18 protein-coding genes and 1 riboswitch are annotated in these 21,558 nt (G+C 68.4%); of the genes, 8 read left to right on the forward strand and 10 right to left on the reverse strand.

Annotation, left to right across the window (positions count from 1 at the left end; all coding sequences use genetic code 11):
* Nucleotide 1: 1 nt before the first annotated feature.
* The 3 genes from A37E_RS0116635 to A37E_RS0116645 form a co-directional block, all read right to left on the reverse strand.
* Nucleotides 2-826, reverse strand: coding sequence for an ABC transporter ATP-binding protein (locus tag A37E_RS0116635; protein WP_029557650.1), 825 nt, complete (start codon nt 824-826; stop codon nt 2-4).
* Nucleotides 823-1,635: an ABC transporter permease gene (locus A37E_RS0116640; RefSeq protein ID WP_029557651.1), complete on the reverse strand. Its 813-nt coding sequence runs from the start codon at nt 1,633-1,635 to the stop codon at nt 823-825. Before A37E_RS0116640 ends, A37E_RS0116635 begins: the two co-directional genes overlap by 4 nt.
* A gap of 269 nt (nt 1,636-1,904) precedes the next feature.
* The gene (locus A37E_RS0116645; protein ID WP_029557652.1) at nt 1,905-3,008 is read right to left on the reverse strand and encodes a putative urea ABC transporter substrate-binding protein; all 1,104 of its coding nucleotides are present in this window, start codon (nt 3,006-3,008) and stop codon (nt 1,905-1,907) included.
* Nucleotides 3,009-3,078: 70 nt separating this feature from the next.
* A riboswitch (guanidine-I (ykkC/yxkD leader) is annotated at nt 3,079-3,188 on the reverse strand.
* A 207-nt stretch (nt 3,189-3,395) separates the two neighbouring features.
* Here A37E_RS0116645 and A37E_RS0116650 point away from each other — a divergent pair.
* Together A37E_RS0116650 and A37E_RS0116655 are read left to right on the forward strand one after the other, a co-directional pair.
* Nucleotides 3,396-4,559: a serine hydrolase domain-containing protein gene (locus A37E_RS0116650; protein WP_029557653.1), complete on the forward strand. Its 1,164-nt coding sequence runs from the start codon at nt 3,396-3,398 to the stop codon at nt 4,557-4,559.
* 68 nt (nt 4,560-4,627) lie between these two features.
* On the forward strand, nt 4,628-5,656 hold the full coding sequence (locus A37E_RS0116655; protein ID WP_038193264.1) for an AI-2E family transporter: 1,029 nt from the start codon (nt 4,628-4,630) through the stop codon (nt 5,654-5,656).
* Between the two features lie 19 nt (nt 5,657-5,675).
* On the opposite strand, the gene A37E_RS0116660 is transcribed toward A37E_RS0116655, so the two are convergent.
* The 5 genes from A37E_RS0116660 to A37E_RS0116680 all read right to left on the reverse strand — a co-directional run bounded on the left by A37E_RS0116660 (nt 5,676) and on the right by A37E_RS0116680 (nt 10,310).
* Nucleotides 5,676-6,137, reverse strand: a complete 462-nt coding sequence (locus A37E_RS0116660; RefSeq protein WP_024279953.1) for an arsenate reductase ArsC — start codon at nt 6,135-6,137, stop codon at nt 5,676-5,678.
* Between the two features lie 6 nt (nt 6,138-6,143).
* The gene (locus A37E_RS0116665) at nt 6,144-6,641 is read right to left on the reverse strand and encodes a UPF0262 family protein (protein WP_024279952.1); all 498 of its coding nucleotides are present in this window, start codon (nt 6,639-6,641) and stop codon (nt 6,144-6,146) included.
* A gap of 13 nt (nt 6,642-6,654) precedes the next feature.
* Nucleotides 6,655-7,947 carry a histidinol dehydrogenase gene (gene hisD / locus A37E_RS0116670; RefSeq protein ID WP_029557655.1) on the reverse strand — a complete coding sequence of 431 codons (1,293 nt, stop codon included), beginning with the start codon at nt 7,945-7,947 and terminating at the stop codon, nt 6,655-6,657.
* A 107-nt stretch (nt 7,948-8,054) separates the two neighbouring features.
* Nucleotides 8,055-9,590: an EAL domain-containing protein gene (locus A37E_RS0116675; protein WP_051679116.1), complete on the reverse strand. Its 1,536-nt coding sequence runs from the start codon at nt 9,588-9,590 to the stop codon at nt 8,055-8,057.
* Nucleotides 9,591-9,836: 246 nt separating this feature from the next.
* On the reverse strand, nt 9,837-10,310 hold the full coding sequence (locus A37E_RS0116680; RefSeq protein WP_051679117.1) for a DUF2948 family protein: 474 nt from the start codon (nt 10,308-10,310) through the stop codon (nt 9,837-9,839).
* Between the two features lie 313 nt (nt 10,311-10,623).
* Between A37E_RS0116680 and A37E_RS25445 the strand changes: the two genes are divergently transcribed.
* The 6 genes from A37E_RS25445 (at nt 10,624) to A37E_RS0116710 (ending at nt 17,045) form a co-directional block, all read left to right on the forward strand.
* Entirely contained in the window at nt 10,624-12,177 is a 1,554-nt protein-coding gene (locus A37E_RS25445) for an alpha/beta fold hydrolase (RefSeq protein ID WP_245279360.1), read from the forward strand.
* A gap of 46 nt (nt 12,178-12,223) precedes the next feature.
* Nucleotides 12,224-13,396, forward strand: a complete 1,173-nt coding sequence (locus A37E_RS0116690) for an ABC transporter substrate-binding protein (RefSeq protein WP_029557658.1) — start codon at nt 12,224-12,226, stop codon at nt 13,394-13,396.
* A gap of 362 nt (nt 13,397-13,758) precedes the next feature.
* Nucleotides 13,759-14,679: a branched-chain amino acid ABC transporter permease gene (locus A37E_RS0116695; RefSeq protein WP_029557659.1), complete on the forward strand. Its 921-nt coding sequence runs from the start codon at nt 13,759-13,761 to the stop codon at nt 14,677-14,679.
* Complete coding sequence (locus A37E_RS0116700) at nt 14,676-15,593, forward strand: branched-chain amino acid ABC transporter permease (RefSeq protein ID WP_038193267.1); 918 nt, start codon at nt 14,676-14,678, stop codon at nt 15,591-15,593. The genes A37E_RS0116695 and A37E_RS0116700 overlap by 4 nt, the downstream gene beginning before the upstream one ends.
* Nucleotides 15,586-16,335 carry an ABC transporter ATP-binding protein gene (locus A37E_RS0116705; RefSeq protein ID WP_029557660.1) on the forward strand — a complete coding sequence of 250 codons (750 nt, stop codon included), beginning with the start codon at nt 15,586-15,588 and terminating at the stop codon, nt 16,333-16,335. Before A37E_RS0116700 ends, A37E_RS0116705 begins: the two co-directional genes overlap by 8 nt.
* Nucleotides 16,332-17,045: an ABC transporter ATP-binding protein gene (locus A37E_RS0116710; RefSeq protein ID WP_029557661.1), complete on the forward strand. Its 714-nt coding sequence runs from the start codon at nt 16,332-16,334 to the stop codon at nt 17,043-17,045. The genes A37E_RS0116705 and A37E_RS0116710 overlap by 4 nt, the downstream gene beginning before the upstream one ends.
* 300 nt (nt 17,046-17,345) lie before the next feature.
* Here A37E_RS0116710 and rpoD read toward each other — a convergent pair whose 3' ends face one another.
* Both rpoD and dnaG read right to left on the reverse strand, forming a co-directional pair.
* Nucleotides 17,346-19,346 (reverse strand): RNA polymerase sigma factor RpoD, encoded by a 2,001-nt coding sequence (gene rpoD / locus A37E_RS0116715; RefSeq protein ID WP_029557662.1) that lies wholly within the window; start codon nt 19,344-19,346, stop codon nt 17,346-17,348.
* A 260-nt stretch (nt 19,347-19,606) separates the two neighbouring features.
* Nucleotides 19,607-21,550, reverse strand: a complete 1,944-nt coding sequence (gene dnaG, locus A37E_RS0116720) for a DNA primase (protein ID WP_029557663.1) — start codon at nt 21,548-21,550, stop codon at nt 19,607-19,609.
* Between the last annotated feature and the right edge of the window lie 8 nt (nt 21,551-21,558).

A 21,558-nucleotide genomic window follows, 5' to 3' on the forward strand; every position in this document is an offset into this window, starting at 1 on the left:
CTCAAGCCGTCTTCAGCGCCGGGTCGTCCCGGCCGGTGCCCGAGGGAATGGCCGGGTCGTCCCGGCCGGGGGCGGTGGATTTGAGCTTCAGCTGGCCCGCAATGCGCTTGGGCCAGACCTCGATGTCCTTGGCGATGGTGGCGCCGTAGCGGGCCTTTTCCTCCGGCCGGTTGCGGCGGCGCTCGAATGCGATGATGCGGGTGGCCAGCGTGAAGGCCTCCTTGAGGTCGTGGGTCACCATCACCACCGTCATCTCGCAGGTGTTCCACAGCTTGAGCATCAGCTGGTGGATGTCGGCGCGGATGCCGGGATCGAGCGCGCCGAACGGCTCGTCCAGCAGCAGGATCTTGGGCTTGCGCATGATGGCCTGCGCCAGCGCGAGGCGCTGCTGCATGCCGCCGGAAAGCGCCGCCGGATATTTGTCCTCCGCGCCCTTGAGGCCGACCTCCTCGATGAGGGCGCGGGCCTCGTCCTGCGCCTGCCGGCGACGGGCGCCGAACAGCCGGCCGGTGAGCGGCGCTTCCGCCATCTCGGCGGAGAGCAGCACGTTGCCCAGCACTGTGAGGTGGGGAAACACCGAATAGCGCTGGAAGACGACGCCCCGGTCGGCGCCCGGCTCGCGGGCGATGGGCTGGCCTTCGATGAGCACCTCGCCCCGTGTCGCGGTTTCCTCGGAGAGCAGGATGCGCAGGAAGGTGGTCTTGCCGCAGCCGGAGGGGCCGACAAGGGCGATGAAGGAGCGTGGCGCGAATTCGAGGCTGATGTCCTCGAGTACGATCTGCTCGCCATATTCCTTCCAGAGATGGCGCACGGAAATGGCGGTCATTTCGCGCCTCCGAACCAGGGGAAGAGGGCGCGGCGGGCGCGGGCGAGGCCGAAATCCATGGCCACCGCGATGAGGGTGATCCAGGCCACGTAGGGCAGGATCACATCCATGGCGAGATAGCGCCGCACCAGGAAGATGCGATAGCCGAGGCCCGAATCCGAGGCGATGGCTTCCGCCGCGATGAGGAAGAGGAAGGCCGGGCCCAGCGACAGGCGCAGCCCGTCCATGAGGCGGGGCAGGATCTGCGGCAGCACCACGCGCACCATCATCTGCCAGGTGGAGGCGCCGAGCGTCTGCGCCTTGATCATCTGCTCGCGCGGCAGCTCCTCCACCCGCATGGCGAGGTCGCGCACCAGATAGGGCGTGATGCCGATGGTGATGAGGGCGATCTTGGATTCCTCGCCCAGCCCCATGACGATGAACAGGATGGGCAGAAGCGCCAGCGGCGGCACCATGGACACCATGGCGACGAACGGCGCCAGCAGCGCCCGCACGAGGGGCAGCATGCCCACCAGCACGCCGATGACGAGGGCGATGACGGTGGCGATGGCCAGCGCCGCCAGCAGCCGCTCCATGCTGGCGAACGTGTCCGTCCACAGCAGATAGTCGCCGGTGCGGGCATCGGCGGTGAAGGCCATCTTCACGATGGCATTGCCGAGGGAGGGCAGGCTCGGCAGCAGCTTGTCGTCCGGGTTCTCCGCAAGGCGCTGCGCCGAGCCGAGAATGTAGGCGAGAACGACCAGGGCGAACGGGAGGACGGCAAGGAACAGCGCCGTTCCCCGATCCGGCCTGACATTGATGAGGCGCATCAGCGCTGCTCCTGAAGGGTGGGAAGACGGCGGGCGGGTTGAAGGGCCGCCCAGCCTGGAGAATGTCGGTGGGGACAGGCCTCGCGCCCCGGCCGACTGGAGCGTCAGCGCAAGGAGAGCCGGGGCCCAGCGCACGGGTTCGCCGAAGGCGGCTTATGCCAGCTCGGCTGGCAGGATACGGCCTGCTGCGCAGGGCCTTCCCCTGGATCCCGGATCAGTGCTCAGGCTGCGCCTTCGCTTGTCCGGGATACGAGGATGGCGCTACCCCCTCACAGCTTCCCGTCGGCGACCATCGCCATCCAGGTGTCGGTGAAGCGCAGCTTCACGTTCTTGGCGTCGCCCAGCACCTTGCCGCCGGGCAGTTCGATGCCGATGGCGTCGGCGGACTTGGCGCCGGAGCCGAGCAGCTCCTTCTCGAACAGGAACTTGCGCACGCGGTCCATGGTGGTGCCCACATCCGGCGAGCGCACGAAGGCCACGGCCTCGGGGGCCTTGGCGAAGAGGCGGGTGGCGGCGAGCTGGCTGTCGAAGCCGGCGAGGTCGGTGCCGGAGGCCTTGCCCATGGCCTCGCGCGCCGCCTTGCCTTCCGGCGTGTCGGCGGTGAAGAGGGTGGTCGTGTCGTACCAGATGCCCACCAGCGCCTTGGCGAAGTCCGGGTTGTCCTTCAGCACGGCGGTGTTGGCGACGAGGAGGTCCATGATCTCGCCGGGGATCTTGGAGGAATCGAACACCGCGTGGGCGTTCTTGTCGGTGAGGATTTCCGACACCAGCGGGTTCCAGGTGACGACCGCCGTGACCGCCTTGGTCTTGTAGGCGGCGACCATGTCGGCATCCGAGGTGTTCACCACCTTCACGTCGCGCTCTTTCAGCTTGATCGATTCAAGCGCGCGGGCGAGCAGATAGTGGGAGACGGAGAATTCGACGAGGTTGACCTTCTGGCCCTTGATGGCGGCGAGGTCCTTCTTGCCCTTCAGGATCACGGCGTCATTGCCGTTGGAGAAGTCGCCGACGATGACGGCGGTGGTGTCCACGCCGCCGGCGGCGGGCACGGAGAGGGCATCCATGTTGGTCACGGTCAGGGCGTCGAAGGCGCCGGCCGTGTACTGGTTGATGCTCTCCACATAGTCGTTGAACTGCACCACATCGATCTTGATGCCGTACTTGTCGGCCCACTTCTTCACGATGCCGGTGTCGTTGGCGTAGCCCCAGGGCATCCAGCCCACATAGATCGACCAGGCGACCTTGAATTCCTTCTTCGGCGCGGCTTCCGCCGGGCCGGCGCCGAGCGCGAGGCCGGCGACTGCCGCGAGGCCGAAAGCCCCCGCGAGCGCGGATTTCAGACGATGAAGTTTGGACGAAACCGGAGTGCGCATTCAAATTCCCCTTCGCTTCGACGAATTGGGAATTGGCGAGACCAGTGCCGCCAATTCCTTGGCCACTGAGGTCTCCCGGGCTTTTATCCCGCCGTGCACCCGCGCCGGATGTCTCCCGTCGCGGTGGCAGCTCTCGGACCAGCGCATCTTTTGGATGCCGGAACCCTAGCCACCAACTCGACATCTCTAAAAGCAACCCGCGTGCCAAGCCGTCGCGCATTTGTTTTCAACGGCTTGCCAGAATCGCCAGGCAAAGGCCTGCGCCTCGGCTGGGCATTTGCGGCCGAAATTTTGTGCAGATGCGTCGGTTCTGATGCGCATTGCATACACGCGTAGGCTCGCCATCCGCCGCGCGCCAAGCCATTCTGCGGGCGAGGGAGGCAGGGCATGCTGGACCGGCGCGCATTTCTGAAGGGAGCCCTCGCGGCGGGGATGCTGACCCGCCCGGCCTTCGCCGCGGGCTATCCGCGCCTGCCGTTCGAGGCGCTGCAGCAGATGGCGGACGCCGAGGTGGCGCGAGCCCGCACGCAGCATGGCGCGCGGCTCGCGGTGGTGCTGGGCGTGGTCAATCCGCGCGGCAACGGCCAGCTCTTCCTCGCCGCCGCGCCGGACCTCACCCATCCCGGCGGGCGGCCCATGACGCTCGATGGCGGAACGCCGTTCGCCATCGGCTCCATCTCCAAGGTGTTCACCGCCTGCCTGCACTATCAGGCGCATGGACCGTTCAAGGGCAATCTCGGCGACTGGCTCGCCCCCCGCGCGCTCTCGCCGGGCCTCGCGCGCACTCCGCTCGCCGATATCGCGCGCTACCAGTCCGGCATGGCGCAGGACAATCAGGGCGGGGTGCATCCGCCCGGCGTGATGGCGAGCTTCGGAACGATGTTCCCCTATCTCGCGACGCTCCAGCCGCTGTTCCCGCCGGGGAGCTGCTACTCCTACTCCAACCTCAGCTGGTCGCTGCTGGCGCTGGCCGGATCAGGCGCGGGGCAGGGCAGCATGGGGGCGGCGGCTGAGCGCTACGACCGTGCGCTGAAGGCCTACGCCGCCGGCATGGGCATGTCCGCTACCGGCATCTTCCGGCCCGGGATGAAGCCGCAACTCCCCATCGGCTATCGGAAAAACTGGCAGCCTCTGCCGCCACGCGCGGACTATGCGCCCACCCGCCTCACCGGCGTCGGCGCGGGCGGCATCGTCTCCACCGGCGCTGACATGCTGGCCTTCCTCAGGACCAGCATGGGCCATGGCGCGGGGGGCATGGAGAGCCCGGCCCTCGCCTACCAGCAGGGCAACATCTTCGCCTCCCCCCGCTGCGGCGGCGGCAAGGCGCCGCGCACCGCCTATGGCTGGATCATGCACGACGTGGCCGACGCCTCCGGCCCGCTCGCCCTCGTCACCAAGGACGGGGCGGTGGCGGGCTTCACGGCGTGGATGGGCTTCCTCGCCTGGCAGGGCACGGACGCGCCGTCGCCCTTCGGCGTGTTCGCGCTGGTCAACGGGCCGGGCGCCGCCGGCCTCGGGCTTCGGGCCATGCGGCGCATCCTTGTCGCGTGAAGCTTGCCGCGTGAGGCTCGCCAATCGTCTCGGCCTCAGGTAATCGCCATGGGGAAACCGGAGGCGGGATGATGCGGGGATTGGTGGGGCTGGCGGCGGCGGTGGTCGTGTTCGCGGCGCTCTACGTGACGGGCGCGCTGCTGGCGCCGGTTGTCTTCGCGCTGTTTGTCATCGCCGTGGTGCATCCGCTGCTGGCGCGGCTGGAGGCGAAGCTGCCCAAGATGGTGGCCGTGCTCGGCACGCTTCTCATCACGCTGGCGGTGGTGGGGGCGGTGTCCTCCGTGGTGGTGTGGGGCTTCAGCCATGTGGCCGCCTGGGTGTTCCAGAACGCCGCCCGCTTCCAGACGCTCTATGGCCAGGCGGCGGTCTGGCTGGAAGGCCACGGCTTCGTCCTCGCCGGCCTGTGGGCCGAGCATTTCGACGTGCGCTGGCTGCTGCGCCTGTTCCAGGATCTGTCCGGCCGCCTGCAGGGCATGGCGAGCTTCCTCGTCTTCACCTTCATCTACGTGCTGCTGGGCCTGCTCGAAGTGGACGCCATGAAGAGCCAGGTACTGCGCCTCTCCCGCTCCGGCCGCGCGCCCTTCCTCGCCCCGGCGCTCGCCGACATCGCCCGCAAGATGCAGACCTACATGGCGGTGCGCACGCTCATGAGCATCGCCACCGGCGCGGTGGTGTGGGCCTTCACCCTCACCGCCGGGCTGGAACTGGCGCTGGCCTGGGGCGCCATCGCCTTCGCGCTGAACTACATCCCCTTCATCGGCCCGTTCGTGGCGACGCTGCTGCCCACGCTCTTCGCCCTCGCCCAGTTCGAGAGCTGGGAGATGGCGGTGTTCGTGTTCGTGTGCCTCAACATCATCCAGTTCCTGTCGGGCAGCTATCTGGAGCCGCGTCTCGCCGGCAAGGCGCTGTCGGTGTCGCCGGTGCTGGTGCTGCTGGCGGTGTTCTTCTTCGCTTTCCTCTGGGGCATTGCCGGCGCCTTCATCGGCGTGCCGATCCTGATTGCCGGCCTCACCTTGTGCGCCCACCATCCCGACACGCGCTTCGTCGCCGAGCTGTTCTCCGGCCGGGTGGCGACCGAGGAGGCGGGGCAGGCGTAGCTTCCGGGGGGCGGGTGTCCTAGGGCTGCCGGAACCGCGCCCGGATGCGGCGCTCCAGCTCGTCGCGCACGTTGCGGTAGGCCTCCAGCCGCTGCTCGCGGTTGCCGCCTTCGCCGGTGGGGTCGGGGGTGGGCCAGTATTCCACCTTGAGGGCGTTGGTGCGGGTCAGCTCCAGCGCGCGGTGGTGGGCGTCGGGCGACAGCGAGATGGCGAGGTCGAAGTTGAGCCCCTCGTATTCCTCCAGGTCTTCGACGCTCTGCGGCCGGTGCTTCTTCACGTCGAGGCCGATCTCGTCCATCACCGCCGTGACGAAGGGGTCGGGATCACCCGCGATCACTCCGGCCGAGCCCACATAGATGGATTTGCCGAACAGATGCCGGGCGAGCGCGGACGCCATCACCGAGCGCACCACGTTCTGCCCGCACATGAAGAGAACCGATTGCGGCCGCGCTGAGCGCTGGGACGCCGCAGGGGGCTCCATCGCCGGTCAGCCTTTCCAGTGCAGGGCGCAGACGAGGGTGAACAGGCGGCGGGCGGTGTCGAAATCCACCACCACCTTGCCGTTGAGGCGTTCCTGAAGCAGCGTCGATCCCTCGTTGTGAAGGCCGCGCCGGCCCATGTCGATGGCCTCGATCTGGCTCGGCGAGGCGGTGCGGATGGCGTTGTAATAGCTCTCGCAGATCAGGAAATAGTCCTTCACCACCTTGCGCAGGGGGGTCAGGGAGAGATGGTGCTGCACCACCTGCTCGCCGCTCTCGCGCTTGATGTCCAGCACGAGACGGTTGTCGGCCAGCGAGATGAAGAGCTGGTATGGCCCCTCGCCGGGATCGCCGCAGGGCATGAAGCTGTTGTCTTCGATGAGGTCCCAGATGGCCGTGGCGCGCTCGTGCTCGATGTCCGGGCTGCCGCCGTGGCCGATGGAGGCTTCGTCGAGGGTCACGGCGCTGAGCCGGGCCGAGGGCTTTGTCTCCGCCTTGTTGCTCATCGCTATTTCCCCGTCATCTGTTGGTGCGGATGGAGACGGACCGCCCGTGCGCGTCGAGCCGTTCCACGGCGGCAAGGCGCACGGCGGCCGGCCCGAGCTTTTCCAGCGCGTCGGCATCGAGCTTGAGGATCGACGTGCGCTTCATGAAGTCCAGCACGCCGAGGCCGGAGGAGAAGCGGGCCGAGCGGGCCGTGGGGAGCACATGGTTGGTGCCGCCCACATAGTCGCCGATGGCTTCCGGGGTCCAGGCGCCGATGAAGATGGCGCCGGCGTGCCGCACCTGCGCGGCCAGAGCGTCGGCATCCGCCGCGTGGATTTCCAGATGCTCGGGCGCGATGCGGTCCACCAGCGGGATGGCGTCGGCGAGGCTGTCCACCAGGAAGATGGCGCCGTGGTCGCGCCAGGAGGCGGAAGCGATCTCGGCGCGCGGCAGGGTGGCGAGCATCCCCTCCACCGCCTTCTCCACCCGATCCGCCAGCTCCGGCGAGGAGGTGATGAGGATGGATTGCGCGGCCGTGTCGTGCTCCGCCTGGGCGAGGAGGTCGGCGGCGATGAAGTCCGCGCTGGCGTCACCATCGGCGAGGATCAGCACCTCGGAGGGGCCGGCCACCATGTCGATGCCGACCTTGCCGAACACCTGCCGCTTGGCCGCCGCCACGAAGGCGTTGCCGGGGCCGACGATCTTGTCCACCGGCCGGATGGTTTCCGTGCCATAGGCCAGCGCTGCCACCGCCTGGGCCCCGCCCACGCGATAGACCTCGTGCACGCCGGCAAGGCGCGCGGCGGCGAGCACCAGCGGCGCAATCACGCCGTCCGGCGCCGGCACCACCATGACGATGCGCGGCACGCCGGCCACCTGCGCGGGCACCGCATTCATGAGCACGGAGGAGGGATAGGCCGCGGTGCCGCCCGGCACGTAGAGGCCCACGGCATCCACGCTGGTCCAGCGGTGGCCGAGGGTGACGCCGGCGGCGTCCACATAGGTCTCGTCCGCCGGCTTCTGGCGGGCATGGTGCGATTCGATGCGGGCCTTGGCGAACTCCAGCGCCGCGCGGGTCTCGTCCGGGATGGAGGCGAGCGCCGCGTCCAGCTCGGCGTCGCTCACCTTGATGCCCAGCGCGTCGAGGTCCACCCGGTCGAAGGTGCGGGAGAGGTCCACCAGCGCCCGGTCGCCGCGGGCGCGGACGTCGGCGATGATGGCGGACACCTTGTCCTGCACGTCCACGGACGCCTCGCGCTTGGAGCCGAGGAATTCGATGAAGCGCTCGGGAAAGTCGGGCTGGCTGATGGTGAGGCGGATCGGCATGCCGCCTTGCTAGAGCAGGTTCGCGCGCGAGGGAAGCCCCAAGCGGTGCGGCAGCATTTGCCCCGCAACGGCGCGCCGGCCGGGCCTGCCCCCCTGAGGTAGGAGCGTCAGCCGCCGAAGCGGCCGGCGGTGGCGAAGGCCTCCTGCGGCCAGAGCGGGCGGGCGAACAGGTAGCCCTGTCCCAGCTCGCAGCCCTCGCTCAACAGGAAATCGGCCTCCTCGCGGGTTTCGACGCCCTCGGCGACGGTGGTCAGCTCCAGCGCCCGGCCGAGGCTGAGCATGGAGGCGATGATCTTGCAGCTCTGGGCCTCTGTGGCGATGCGCCGCGTGAAGGAGCGGTCGATCTTGATCTTGTCGATGGGCAGCTCGTTGAGGTGGCGCAGGCTGGAGAAGCCGGTGCCGAAATCGTCGAGGGAGATGCGCACCCCCGCCTCCTTGAGCGCGACCAGCGTCTTGCGGGCCGCCTCGAAGTCCGCCAGCAGGCCGGTCTCGGTGATTTCCAGCTCGATCTGCCCCGGTGGGATGTTCATCTGCTCCAGAAGGGCCAGGGTGCGGTCCGGCAGGTGCGGGTCCACCAGTTGAACCGGAGACAGGTTCACGGCCACCGTCCGCGGCGTTTTCCAGGTGGCGAGGTCATCGCCCGCCCGGCGCAGCATGGCGGTGAAGAGCGGGTCGATGAGGCCCTCGTCCTCGGCGATGGGGATGAACTCGGCGGGGCCGAGGAGGCCGCGCGTGGGGTGCTGCCAGCGCGCCAGCGCCTCGAACCCCACCGTCTCGCCCGTCTTGAGGCAGACCACCGGCTGGTACTGGGCCACGATCTCGCCGGCCTCGAGGCCGCGCCGGAACTCGGTTTCCAGGCTCCGGCGCTCCCGCCCGCGGGCGTCGAGGCCGGAATCGTAGAGCGCATAGCAGTCCTTGCCCGCCGCCTTGGCCTGCCGCAGTGCCTTCTCCGCCGACTGGAGCAGGTCCGTCGCCGACGATCCGTCGCGCGGATACTTGCTGATGCCGATGCTGGCGGTAATGTCCACCTGGGTACCGTTGCAGTCGAATGGCTCGCGCAGCCGCGACAGGATACGACTCGCCAGCCGGAACAGCGCCTCGGTCTCGTCCGATCCCATGGGGAACAGGATGGCGAATTCACCGCTGCCGAGCCGGGCGACCATGCCGTGGCGATGCGGCACCGACACGAGGCGCGTCGCCACCTGGCGCAGGAGATCGTCGCCGGCGCCGTGCCCGTGTGTCTCGTTGACCGAACGCAGCAGGTCCACATCGACCACGAGGAGGGCGAGGCGCGAGCTTTTGTGCCAGGCCTCTTTCAGCTCGCGGCCGAACTCCGACTGGAACTGTAGGCGGTTGGCGATGCCGGTCAGACCGTCGAAGGCGGAGGCGTCGTCCACCAGCTTCAGGATTTCGCGCTGCTGGACGATGAGCTTGCGCAGCTCACTTTCGCGGACGATCAGGATCGCGATGAGCGCGCCGGTCGCAACGATCCACGCGGCGAACAGCTCGTCGAGATGCCAGACCTGATGCGCCTCGCCGATGAAAAAGACGGAGTGGATGAGATCGGCCTGCAGGATGGCGAGAAATACTGCGATGGCCGTTACTATTATACTTCCGTAGATCAGGATCCAACGCCGCGGCAATGTCGAAACCGACGCTGTATTTAAAGATCGAAACGACATGGCGACGCGAACTGCAATCCTCTGCGGGGGGGGGGAATCCGGCCCTCTAACCGATTTTTGCGACGTTATTACGTCCGGAAAGAAGGATCGGATCCGCTCTGCCATGCGGACGCGTCCCAAACGGGCGATTCAGATTGCGATACAACGCGGAAAGGCCGCCGGATAGGGGCGGCCTCGGGCAGTCGCGATCCTGGTTAATGGGCGCGTTCAGCCCTGCCCGGCGCTCCCGCCGACGCCGGTGGGGGGCAAGGCAACTTCCGGATGTTTGGGGGCGTGGGTGCACCCCCATGCGGGGCCGAGATCGCGCAGGCCCGCCTCGATGCACTCGACTTCGAGCCGCACCTCGGCACCGCCGGAGAAGGTGAGATAGACGAAGCCCGAGGGCAGGTCGCCGGGCATGAAGGTGACGGCGAGCAGGTTGAGCACGCCGGTGCGCTGCGCCTCTTCCATGCCGCGGCACTTCACGTCGCGCACCCGCTCGAAATGCAGGCCGGTGCGGCGGCGGACGGTCTCGTTGGCGACGACCTTCTGGTCCCAGTCGAAGCGGTTCAGCACCAGGGCGAAGCGCTGCAGCCGGGGCAGGAAGCCCATGTCCACCATCTTCACCACCGCATCCTGCAGATGGGCGGAAAAAATGGCGAGGTCTTCCTCGTCGAGGGCGATGAGCTTCAGGTTTTCCATGGCGATGCAGCCTCTTTTGGGCGTGAACCGCAGATAGCGACGCCACCCGCCCGCCGCAAGGGGCTGGGGGGATGAAGGTGGTCGCGTGGCGGGACGAAGCGTAACCCCACCGTGCCATCCCGGGGCTGCGGGCTCCAGGCTCTCCGCCGTCATCGCCCGGCTTGTCCGGGCGATGACGGTTTAAACCTCCCCTCCGCTGGCGCTGCATGCGTCCGGGGCGCGAGAGCGGTTCCCAACGCCTCCCGCGTCCCGTCCCGGCTTTGCCGGCAAGGCTTTGCCCTGTAGGTTCGCCGCGCGATGGGGGAGGCATGGGATGGGGGCGTTCGGGGTCATGTGGCGGGGGACGAAGCGCACGGTGAAAATCCTGGCGCTGCTGATCTTTGCCGTGGTCGCCACCATCTTCGTGGTGCGGGCGGTGGATTCCCAGCGCGGCCCGCCGCTGGAGCGCTGGCACACCTACCATCCCCCGGAGATGAGCCGCAGCGCCATGGCGAGCGCGGATCTCGCCGCCTACATGGCCGCCGAGGACAAGGCCTTTGCCGGCGTGAAGGCCAATGTGACCGACAAGGTGGACCCGGAAGACCGCGTCCGCTTCAACCGCTATTTTGCCGCGAGCCCCATCTATCCGCCGAGCTTCGCGCAGGATTTCAACCGCACCCACGTGCTCCAGCCGAAAGGCGAGCCCGCCGGGGCGGCGGTGTTCCTGCACGGGCTTACCGATTCGCCCTACAGCCACCGCCATCTGGCGCAGCTCTATGCGGACCATGGCTTCATCGCCATCGTGCTGCGCCTGCCCGGGCATGGCACGGTACCGGGATCGCTGACCGAGATCGGCCACGAGGACTGGATCGCCGCCACCCGCCTTGCCATGCGCGAGGCCCGCAAGCGGGTGGGGCCGGGCAAGCCGGTGCATATCGTCGGCTATTCCAACGGTGGCGCGCTGGCGCTGATGCACGCGCTCGACGCGCTGGATGATCCCGGCCTCGTGGCGCCGTCGCGCATCGTGCTCATGTCGCCCATGGTGGGGGTGACGGAGTTTGCCCGCTTCGCCGGCCTCGCGGGCCTGCCGGCCATCTTCCCGGCCTTCGCCAAGGCGGCGTGGCTGAACATCACGCCCGAGTTCAACCCCTTCAAGTACAATTCCTTCCCGGTGCACGCCGCGCGGGAATCCTTCGCGCTGACGCAGGTGCTCCAGGCCAATATCGAGCGTCATGCCCGCTCCGGCCGCCTCACCGGGCTGGCGCCGGTGCTTACCTTCCAGTCGGTGCTGGACCATACGGTGAGCGCGCAGGCGGTGATCGAGCAGTTGCACGCCCGGCTGGAGGACAACGGCAGCGAGCTGGTGCTGGTCGATATCAACCGCTCGGGCCAGTTCGAGGATCTGCTGAACCGACGGGCCGACACCGCCATCTCGTCTCTGCTGCCGCCGGCCCCCGCCGCTTCCGCACCGCCGTCATCGGCAATGCGGCGCCCGGCTCGTCCGCCACCGTGGTGCGGGAGACGCTGGCGGATGCGACGGAGGAGACGGTGCGGCCGCTCTCCGCCCTCTATCCGGACGATGTCTATTCCCTCTCCCACGTGGCGGTGCCCTTCCCCCTGTCGGACGGGCTCTACGGGCTTGATCCCGACCCGGCGGAAAAATTCGGCATCCGCCTCGGCGACATCGCCGCGCGCGGGGAATATGGGGCGCTGGTGGTGGGCGTGGAGATGCTGGTGCGCATGTCCTCCAACCCCTTCTTCCCCTATCTGGAAGAGCGCGTCGCCGCCGGCCTGCCCCCCGCGCGGGGGCCGTAAGGGCGGCGCACCCGACATCCGGCTTGTCTGGCGCGCGCGGCTCTGCAAGGGTGCCGCCACGTCAGACGAATAACGTCAGAACCATCACGTCAGAACCATCCAACGGGGACTCCACCGCCATGGGTTTCAAGGGACTTCTCGCCTCCACCGCGCTCCTCGGCACCCTCGCACTGTCCGGCGCGGCCGCCGCCGATCCGGTGAAGGTGGGGCTGGTCTCGACCCTCTCCGGCCCCTCCGCCGTGCTCGGCCAGCACATGCGCGACGGCTTCCTGCTGGCGGTGAAGGAGCTGGGTGGCAAGCTCGGCGGGCAGCCGACCGAGGTGGTGGTCGTCGATGACGAGCTGAAGCCGGACATCGCCGTGCAGAAGGTGAAGGGCCTGCTGGAGCGCGACAAGGTGGACTTCGTCGCCGGCGTGGTCTTCTCCAACGTGATGGGCGCGGTGGCCAAGCCCGTGACGGCGAACGAGACCTTCCTCATCTCCGGCAATGCCGGCCCCTCCACCATCGCCGGCGCCGGGTGCAGCCCCTTCTTCTTCTCCGCCTCCTACCAGAACGACCAGAACCACGAGGTTCTCGGCAAGTATGCGCAGGACAAGGGGTTCAAGAAGGTGGTGCTGATCGCCCCCAACTATCAGGCGGGCAAGGATTCGCTGGCCGGCTTCAAGCGCTATTACAAGGGCGAGGTGGCGGACGAGATCTACACCCAGCTCGGCCAGCTCGATTTCTCCGCCGAACTCGCCAAGATCGCGGCGGCCAAGCCCGATGCGGTGTTCACCTTCATGCCCGGCGGCATGGGCGTGAACCTCGTGAAGCAGTACCGGCAGGCGGGCCTCGCCGACACCACGCCCTTCCTCTCCGCCTTCACCGTGGACGAGACGACGCTGCCCGCCACCGGCGAGGCGGCGCTCGGCTTCTATTCCGGCGCGGCCTGGGCGCCGGACCTCGACACGCCCGCCAACAAGGCCTTCGTCGCCGCCTTCGAGAAGGAATACGGCTACATCCCCGCGCTCTACGCCGCGCAGGGTTATGACGCCGCCAAGCTCATCGACAGCGCGCTGAAGGCCACCGGCGGCAAGACCGCCGACAAGGCCGCCGTGCGCGCGGCGCTGAAGAAGGCGGACTTTTCGAGCGTGCGCGGCAACTTCAAGTTCAACACCAACCAGTTCCCCATCCAGGACTTCTACCTCGTGAAGGTGGGCAAGCGGCCGGACGGCAAGGTGGAGACCATGGTGCAGGAGAAGGTCTTCTCCAACTATGGCGACGCCTACGCGGAAAAGTGCGAAATGAAGTGAGGGGCCACCCTCACTTCATTTCGCATCCCGGACGCATGCAGCGAAAGCGGCATGCGAGCCGGGGTCCAGCGCAAGGGTTCGCCGCAGGCGGCGTGCCCTGAGGCTGGGACGGCTTTCGCCGGCTTCGCCGACTTCTCCCCTGGACCCCGGATCAGCGCTCCACCTGCGGTGTCGCTTGTCCGGGGGACGAAATTCTGATGAGTCACCGTCATGCCCGGCCTTGTGCCGGGCATCCACGTGGTAAGGCCGGGAACGGTCCTGCCGCATTGGCGCGCGCGGGTCGACGTGGATGGCCGGGACAAGCCCGGCCATGACGGCGGCTTGGGTGCGTAACACTCTTCCTTTGTCCACCCGCGCGATCCATGACCCTCACCCTCTTCCTCGTCCAGATGCTCAACGGGCTCCAGCTCGGCATCCTGCTGTTCCTGGTGGCGGCGGGGCTGACGCTGGTGTTCGGGGTGATGGATGTCATCAATCTCGCTCACGGCGTCCAGTACATGCTGGGCGCCTATCTGATGGTGACGGCCACCGCCCTCACCGGCAGCTTCTGGCTGGGCCTGCCGCTGGCCCTTGCCGCCGCTTTGGTGCTGGGGCTGCTGCTGGAGCGCCTCGTCATCCGCCAGCTCTACGGGCGGGATCATCTCGATCAGGTGCTGGCCACCTTCGGCATCATCCTGTTCGTGAGCGAGGCGGTGCGCATGGTGTGGGGCTCGGCGCCCCTCGCCATCCCCATGCCGCAGGCGCTGTCGGGTTCGGTGCGGCTGATGGACGGGCTGAACTATCCCGTCTACCGCCTCGTCCTCATCGGCGCGGGGCTGGGCGTGGCGGGGCTCCTCTATGTGCTCGTCACCCGCACGCGGGCGGGGATGCTGCTGCGGGCGGGGGCGACCAACGCGCCCATGGTCTCGGCGCTGGGGGTGGACATCAATGCCCTGTTCGCCCGCATCTTCGCCTTCGGCGCCATGCTGGCGGCCTTTGCCGGCGCCATGGCGGGGCCGATCCTCTCCGTGGAGCCGGGGATGGGCGACAATCTCCTCATCCTCGCCTTCGTGGTTATCGTCATCGGCGGCATCGGTTCCATGCGCGGGGCGTTCGTGGCGGCGCTGCTGGTGGGGCTCATCGACACGCTCGGCCGCTCCTTCCTTACCGACATATTGAAACTCGTCATGTCCGCCTCCGCCGCCAGCGCGGCCGGGCCGGCGCTCGCCTCCATGAGCGTCTATGTGCTGATGGCGGCCATCCTCTTCTTCCGCCCGCGCGGCCTGTTCCCGGCGCCGGCATGACCCGCGCCCTCCTCGCCCTCGTCACGTTCGCGGCCCTCGCCGCCGTGCCGGCCTTCGCCGATACGGCGCTGCTGACGCTGGTGGCGCGGGCCATGATCTTCGCCCTCGCCGCCACCAGCCTCGGCTTCATCCTGGGGCAGGGCGGGCTCGTCTCCTTCGGCCATGCGGCCACCATGGGCATCGGCGCCTATGCGGTGGGCATCCTGATGGAGGAGGGCGTGCGCGACGCCCTCGTCGCCTTCCCCGTGGCCATGGCGGCGGCCGGCCTGTTCGCCCTCGTGACGGGGGCGATCTCGCTGCGCACGCGCGGCGTCTATTTCATCATGATTACTTTGGCCTTCGGGCAGATGGCCTTCTTCGTCACCCAGAGCCTGTCCGCCTATGGCGGGGACGACGGCCTGACGCTCGCCGCCCGCTCCACCGTGGCGGGGATGCGCTGGCTGAAGGACCCGAAGACCTTTCATTACGTGGTGCTCGGCCTCCTCGCCCTCACCGTGCTCGTCTCGACCATGCTGGCGCGCTCCCCCTTCGGCCGGGTGCTGGCGGCGGGGCGGGACAATGAGCGGCGGCTGCGCGCGCTGGGGGTGGACCCCTATGCCTATCGCCTCGTCGCCTATGTCATCGCCGGCGCCTTCGCCGGGCTCGCGGGCGCGCTCTATGCCAACCTCACCGAGTTCGTGAGCCCGGCCTACCTCTCCTGGCACCGCTCGGCGGAATTCATCGTGATGGTGGTGGCGGGCGGGCCGGGCACCGCCCTCGGCCCGGTGCTCGGCGCGCTGGGTGTGGTGCTGCTGGAGGATGGGCTTGCCCATCTCACCGAGCACTGGCGCATCATCTTCGGCCCGCTGCTGGTGCTGCTGGTGCTGGCGCGGGGCGGCATCAAGGCCCTGCTCGGGGGACGGCGCGATGGCTGAGGCGCTGCTCCACATCGCCGGCCTCGCCAAGGCCTATGGCGCGCTGCATGTGACGGCCGGGGTGGAGCTCGCGGTGTTGCCCGGCGAGATCCACGCCCTCATCGGCCCCAACGGCGCCGGCAAGACCACTCTCGTGGGCCAGATCGCCGGCGAGGTGATGCCCGACGCTGGCACGATCCGCTTCGACGGGGCGGACATCACCCGCCTGCCGGTGCATCGCCGGGCGCGGCTGGGGCTGGCGCGGGCGTTCCAGATCACCTCCATCTTCCCCCGCTTCACCGCGCTGGAGCATGCGGCGCTGGCGGTGATGGCGGCGCGCGGGCGCACCTTCCGCCTGCTGCGCCCCGCGTCCTCCGACCGCGCGGCGCGGGAGGAGGCGGCCGGCCTGCTCGAAGAAGTGGGCCTTGGCGCCCGTGCCGAGGTGGCGGCGGCCGCGCTCAGCCATGGGGAGAAAAGGGCGCTGGAACTCGCCATGGCGCTCGCCGTCCGCCCGCGCCTGATGCTGCTGGACGAGCCCATGGCCGGCACCGGCCCGGCGGAATCCGCCGCCATGGTGGCGCTGCTCACCCGCCTCAAGGGCCGCTGCGCCATCCTCTTGGTGGAGCACGACATGGATGCGGTGTTCCGCCTCGCCGACCGCATCAGCGTGCTGGTCAACGGGCGCATCATCGCCTGCGGCACGCCGGACGCCGTGCGCGCCGACGCCGCCGTGCGCGCCGCCTATCTCGGGGACGGCGCATGAGCGCGCCGCTCCTCACCATCACGGGCCTCACCGCCGGCTATGGCGGCACGCCCGCTCTGTTCGGCGTGGATCTATCCGTGCCCGTGGGCGGCGCGCTGGCGCTGGTGGGCCGCAACGGCATGGGCAAGACCACCACCCTGCGCGCCCTCATGGGCCTTCTGCCGCCGAGCGGCGGCACGCTCATCTTCGACGGCGTGGCCTTGCGCGGGTTGAAGCCGCACAAGATCGCCCGCCTCGGCCTCGGCCTCGTGCCCGAGGGGCGGCAGATTTTCCCCACGCTCACGGTGGAGGAAAACCTCGTCGCCACCGCCACCCCCGGCCGCTCCGGCCTGCCGCCGTGGACGCTGGAGCGCGTCTATGGGCTGTTCCCGCGCCTCGCCGAGCGGCGCCGCAACTACGGCAACCGCCTCTCCGGCGGCGAGCAGCAGATGCTCGCCATCGGCCGCGCGCTGATGACCAATCCCCGCCTGCTCATTCTGGATGAGGCCACCGAAGGCCTCGCCCCACTCATCCGCGCGGAGATCTGGGCGGTGCTCTCCGTGCTGAAGGGGGAGGGGCTCTCCCTCATCGTCGTCGACAAACACGTCTCGGCGCTCGCCGGCGTGTGCGATCAGGTGGCGGTAATGGAGAAGGGCCGGGTGGTGCATTCCGGTGCGGCTGCGGATTTCGCGGGGGATGCGGAGCTGGTGGGGCGGTTTCTGGGGGTGTGACCATCCCTAGAACGCCCGTTCCCCGGACAAGCGACGGCGAAGCCGGAGCGCCGATCCGGGGGCCAGGGGAAGATTCCCGCAAAGCGGGGCAATGCCTTCGAGCGCCGGGATCAGGAAGCGCCTTCGGCGGACCTTTGCGCTGGGCCCCGGCTCGCATTCCGCTGACGCTTCATGCGTCCGGGGCGCGAGGCTTGTTCTATGCGCTTGTCACCGCCCGGCAGCAGCCGAGTTCAGGGACCGGGCGCCCAAACGAAAACGGCAGGCCGAAGCCTGCCGTTTGATCCTGAAGACGTGCGCCGCTCAATTGTCGAGGAACGAGCGCAGCTTGCGCGAGCGGCTCGGGTGCTTGAGCTTGCGCAGGGCCTTGGCCTCGATCTGGCGGATACGCTCGCGCGTCACGGAGAATTGCTGGCCGACTTCCTCCAGCGTGTGGTCCGTGTTCATGCCGATGCCGAAGCGCATGCGAAGCACGCGCTCCTCGCGGGGGGTGAGGGAGGCCAGCACCCGGGTCGTCGTCTCGCGCAGATTGCTCTGGATCGCGGCGTCGATGGGCAGGATGGCGTTCTTGTCCTCGATGAAGTCGCCGAGGTGCGAATCCTCCTCGTCGCCGATGGGCGTCTCGAGGGAGATGGGCTCCTTGGCGATCTTCAGCACCTTGCGCACCTTCTCGAGGGGCATGCCGAGCTTCTCGGCCAACTCCTCGGGGGTGGGCTCGCGGCCGATCTCGTGCAGCATCTGCCGCGAGGTGCGGACGATCTTGTTGATCGTCTCGATCATGTGGACCGGGATGCGGATGGTCCGCGCCTGGTCGGCGATCGAGCGGGTGATGGCCTGCCGGATCCACCACGTGGCGTAGGTGGAGAACTTGTAGCCGCGGCGGTACTCGAACTTGTCCACCGCCTTCATCAGGCCGATGTTGCCCTCCTGGATGAGGTCCAGGAACTGCAGGCCGCGGTTGGTGTATTTCTTGGCGATGGAGATGACGAGGCGCAGGTTCGCCTCCACCATTTCCTTCTTGGCCTGCCGGGCTTCCTTCTCGCCCTTCTGCACCATCTGCACGATCTTGCGGAACTCGGCGATCTCCAGCCCGGTCTCGGTGGCCAGCGCGTGGATGTCGCCGCGGATCTCGTGGATGGTGTCCTTCTCGTGCGCGACGAAGCCCTTCCAGCCCCGCGTGCCGAGCTTGGAGATGCGCAGCACCCACTTGGGGTCCAGCTCCGCGCCCATGTAGTTCTTCAGGAAGTCGTCGCGGGAGACGCCGTAGCTATCGGCGAGACGCAGCAGGCGGCCCTCGTAGCCCACGAGGCGCTTGTTGATCTCGTAGAGCTGCTCCACCAGCGCGTCGATGCGCGCCTGGTTGAGCGACAGGCTCTTCACGTCGCCCACCAGCTCTTCCTTGAGCTTCTTCGCCTTGCGCTCCTGCGCGGGCGAGAGGGTCTCGTTCTTGAGCTTGGACTCGACGTTCTGGTCCTGCAGGCGGCGCAGCTTGGTGTAGCTGGAATGGATGCGGTCGAAGGTCTCCACCACCTTCGGCTTGATCTCCGCCTCCATGGCGGCGAGGGACATGGAATTCTCCATGTCGTCCTCTTCGCCATCCGGGCCGGCGCCGTCGCCGAGCAGGCCGTCCTCGCCCGCCTCGGGGGCAAGGGCCGCTTCCTCGCCGAGGGCCGCGGGCGGGTTCTTGCCCTCGGGGCCGGCATAGGTGGCTTCGAGATCGATGATGTCGCGCAGCAGCACGCGGCCTTCGGTCAGCTCGTCGCGCCAGATGATGATGGCCTGGAAGGTGAGGGGGCTCTCGCACAGGCCGGCGATCATGGCCTCGCGGCCGGCCTCGATGCGCTTGGCGATGGCGATTTCGCCCTCGCGGGAGAGCAGCTCCACCGAGCCCATCTCGCGCAGGTACATGCGCACCGGGTCGTCGGTGCGCTCGGCCGGCTCGGACTTGGTCTCGGCGCGGGCGACGGCGCGCGGGGCGGGCTCGGCGAGCTCGCCGCCTTCGGCCTCTTCTGGCTCGTCGGGAGTCTCGGTCTCCTCGCTGCCCTCTTCGGCCTCGGCTTCCTCGGCCTCGATGACATTGATGCCCATGTCATTGAGCATCGCCAGCGTGTCCTCGATCTGCTCGGAGGTGACTTCCTCGGAAGGCATCACCTCGTTGAGCTGCTCGTAGGTCACGTAGCCGCGCCGCTTGGCGTTCTTGATCATCTTCCGCACAGCGGCGTCGGACAGGTCGAGCAACGGCCCGTCGGGGGCGTCGGTCTCCTTCTCCGGGGCCTCTGTGGCTTCGGAAGATTGCTTCGCCATCGACTTCTCCTGCTGATCCCGCCGATTTCCAACAGCAGAACGGCGGCGCGGCTCCTCTGCCTCGCCACCTTTTGCCCTTGAACCCGGGAGCGGCCTTTTTGACGCCATCCCGTTAAACCAGCCTGAACGCGCTTCCAACCCCTATGGTCGTCGGCGGCAGGCTGCCTTCCGTCCCGTGGGCCGAAGCTTCGGCATGCACCCGCCCTGCGGGCCATGCCAGACGCTCTTGGCCAAATTGTGCCGCTCCGGCTTGCGCGCCCCTAAAGGGACCGGACGGCCGAACGACCCGAAGATGCACCGAACCCTTCCACCAGCGCCTCGGTCCCCTCGATCGCCGACAGGCGCTCGCGGACGTCCCTCAACCAGGCGAAATTGACCTCACTGGGATCCTCCCCCAGCGTGCGCTCGGCTTCCTTCAGCTCTCTAGATAGCGCGTGAGCCTTGCGATGCAAGGCCGTGCGCTGATGCCACCAGAGCCGAACATCGGCTTCTGCGGTATCTGAATAGGCTGGCCAGTCGTGTCGGGGGTTGGCGAGGGCCTTCACCCGGCGCGTCAGGGCGTCGAGATCCGAGCGGTCGAGATGCTCGGCGAGGGCCTCCGCGTCCAGCCCCTCCAGGTGCGCCTCGATGAGCGCGCGGCGCAGCCGGTCGGCCTCCGGATTGGCGAGGGGCAGGCTCGACACCTCCTCGCCCGCCTCGTCCAAAAGGAAGGGGTGGTTGATGAGGCAGAACAGCAGCAGCGCCTCGTTGCGGGGCAGGGCGGCCATGGGGCCGCGCACCAGCGCGCTCCTTGCAATCTCTTGGCCGCGCGGGGCCAGGGGCGGGGCGGAAGGCTTACCGGGAAACTTGCCGCCGCGCCCCCGTCCGGGGGTGAAACCGGGCGACCAGCTCTCCCGGCTGCCGCCCCCGCGACCGGGACCGCGCGCGCGATCCGCAGGGGCAACGAGGGCGTTGAACCGGCCCATCAGATCCGCCCGGTAATGCTTGCGCACCGTCTCGTCGCCGATGGCGTTCACGACCTCGTTCAGCCGGCCTTCCAGCCCCGCCCGACGCTCCGGGGTCTCCAGCGAGGCATTTTCGCTTTCCCGCGCCCAGAGTTCCGCAGCGAGAGGGCGCGCCTGCGCCAGAACCTGCTCCATGGCCTCGCGGCCGGAGCGGCGAATCAGGTCATCCGGGTCCTGACCTTCGGGAAGGGCGGCAAACGACAGGCTGCGCCCGGCCTTCAGGTGGGGCAGCGCGAGGTCGATGGCGCGATGGGCGGCGCGCCGGCCGGCCTTGTCGCCGTCGAACAGCAGCAGCGGCTCCTCCGACATGCGCCAGAGCAATTGCAATTGGTCCTCGGTGAGGGCGGTGCCGAGCGGTGCCACGGCACCGGTAAAGCCCGCCTCCACCATGGCGATTACGTCCACATAGCCTTCCACCGCGATGACGCGGGCGCCGGACTGGGCGGCGGTGCGGGCGGAAAAGCCGTTATAAAGCAAGGACCCCTTGTGAAAGAGCGGGGTCTCCGGGGAATTGAGGTATTTCGCCGGAACGTCCTTCTCCAGCGCCCGGCCGCCGAAGGCCACCACGCGGCCCTTGAGGTCGGTGATGGGGAACATCACCCGGTCGCGGAAGCGATCGTAGGGGACGGGGATGTCCTCGCCGGAGATGAGCAGGCCCGCTTCCACCATGTCGGCGACGGAAACGCCCTCCTTGCCCAGCGCTTCCTTCAGGTTGAAGCGCTCGCCCGCCGCATAGCCGAGGCCGAATCGCTTCTGCGTGGCGGGCCCGATCTCCCGGTCGGCGAGATAGCCGCGCGCCTTGGCGCCGAGGCGGGACTGCAGATTGGCCTCGAAATGCTTGGCCGCCAGCGCCATCACCTCATAGAGGGTGCGCCGTCGCTGCTCCTTCGCCGCCGCCTCCGGCGTCTCCTGCGGCAGGGACAGGCCCGCCATGGCGGCCAGCCGCTCCACCGCCTCGCCGAAGGAGGCGCCCTCCGTCTCCATCAGGAAATCGAACACGTCGCCGTGCTTGCCGGAGGAGAAGCAGTGGTAGAAGCCCTTCTGGTCATTGACAAAAAAGGACGGCGACTTCTCCGCGTTGAACGGCGAGAGCCCGGCGAACTCGCGCCCCTGCTTCTTCAGCTTCACCCGACGGCCGACCACCTCCGACACCGGAAGCCGGGCGCGGATCTCGTCGAGAAAGGCGGGTGAAAAGCGCATGGACAGGC

This window comes from Xanthobacter sp. 91, from assembly GCF_000702385.1.
Classification (GTDB): domain Bacteria; phylum Pseudomonadota; class Alphaproteobacteria; order Rhizobiales; family Xanthobacteraceae; genus Xanthobacter; species Xanthobacter aminoxidans.

Bases quoted from the DNA above. Each gene is read 5' to 3' on its own strand.
- A37E_RS0116635 (WP_029557650.1), bottom strand. From the start codon at position 826: ATGACCGCCATTTCCGTGCGCCATCTCTGGAAGGAATATGGCGAGCAG.
- A37E_RS0116640 (WP_029557651.1), bottom strand. From the start codon at position 1,635: ATGCGCCTCATCAATGTCAGGCCGGATCGGGGAACGGCGCTGTTCCTT.
- A37E_RS0116645 (WP_029557652.1), bottom strand. From the start codon at position 3,008: ATGCGCACTCCGGTTTCGTCCAAACTTCATCGTCTGAAATCCGCGCTC.
- A37E_RS0116650 (WP_029557653.1), top strand. From the start codon at position 3,396: ATGCTGGACCGGCGCGCATTTCTGAAGGGAGCCCTCGCGGCGGGGATG.
- A37E_RS0116655 (WP_038193264.1), top strand. From the start codon at position 4,628: ATGATGCGGGGATTGGTGGGGCTGGCGGCGGCGGTGGTCGTGTTCGCG.
- A37E_RS0116660 (WP_024279953.1), bottom strand. From the start codon at position 6,137: ATGGAGCCCCCTGCGGCGTCCCAGCGCTCAGCGCGGCCGCAATCGGTT.
- A37E_RS0116665 (WP_024279952.1), bottom strand. From the start codon at position 6,641: ATGAGCAACAAGGCGGAGACAAAGCCCTCGGCCCGGCTCAGCGCCGTG.
- hisD (WP_029557655.1), bottom strand. From the start codon at position 7,947: ATGCCGATCCGCCTCACCATCAGCCAGCCCGACTTTCCCGAGCGCTTC.
- A37E_RS0116680 (WP_051679117.1), bottom strand. From the start codon at position 10,310: ATGGAAAACCTGAAGCTCATCGCCCTCGACGAGGAAGACCTCGCCATT.
- A37E_RS25445 (WP_245279360.1), top strand. From the start codon at position 10,624: ATGGGGGCGTTCGGGGTCATGTGGCGGGGGACGAAGCGCACGGTGAAA.
- A37E_RS0116690 (WP_029557658.1), top strand. From the start codon at position 12,224: ATGGGTTTCAAGGGACTTCTCGCCTCCACCGCGCTCCTCGGCACCCTC.
- A37E_RS0116695 (WP_029557659.1), top strand. From the start codon at position 13,759: ATGACCCTCACCCTCTTCCTCGTCCAGATGCTCAACGGGCTCCAGCTC.
- A37E_RS0116700 (WP_038193267.1), top strand. From the start codon at position 14,676: ATGACCCGCGCCCTCCTCGCCCTCGTCACGTTCGCGGCCCTCGCCGCC.
- A37E_RS0116705 (WP_029557660.1), top strand. From the start codon at position 15,586: ATGGCTGAGGCGCTGCTCCACATCGCCGGCCTCGCCAAGGCCTATGGC.
- A37E_RS0116710 (WP_029557661.1), top strand. From the start codon at position 16,332: ATGAGCGCGCCGCTCCTCACCATCACGGGCCTCACCGCCGGCTATGGC.
- rpoD (WP_029557662.1), bottom strand. From the start codon at position 19,346: ATGGCGAAGCAATCTTCCGAAGCCACAGAGGCCCCGGAGAAGGAGACC.
- dnaG (WP_029557663.1), bottom strand. From the start codon at position 21,550: ATGCGCTTTTCACCCGCCTTTCTCGACGAGATCCGCGCCCGGCTTCCG.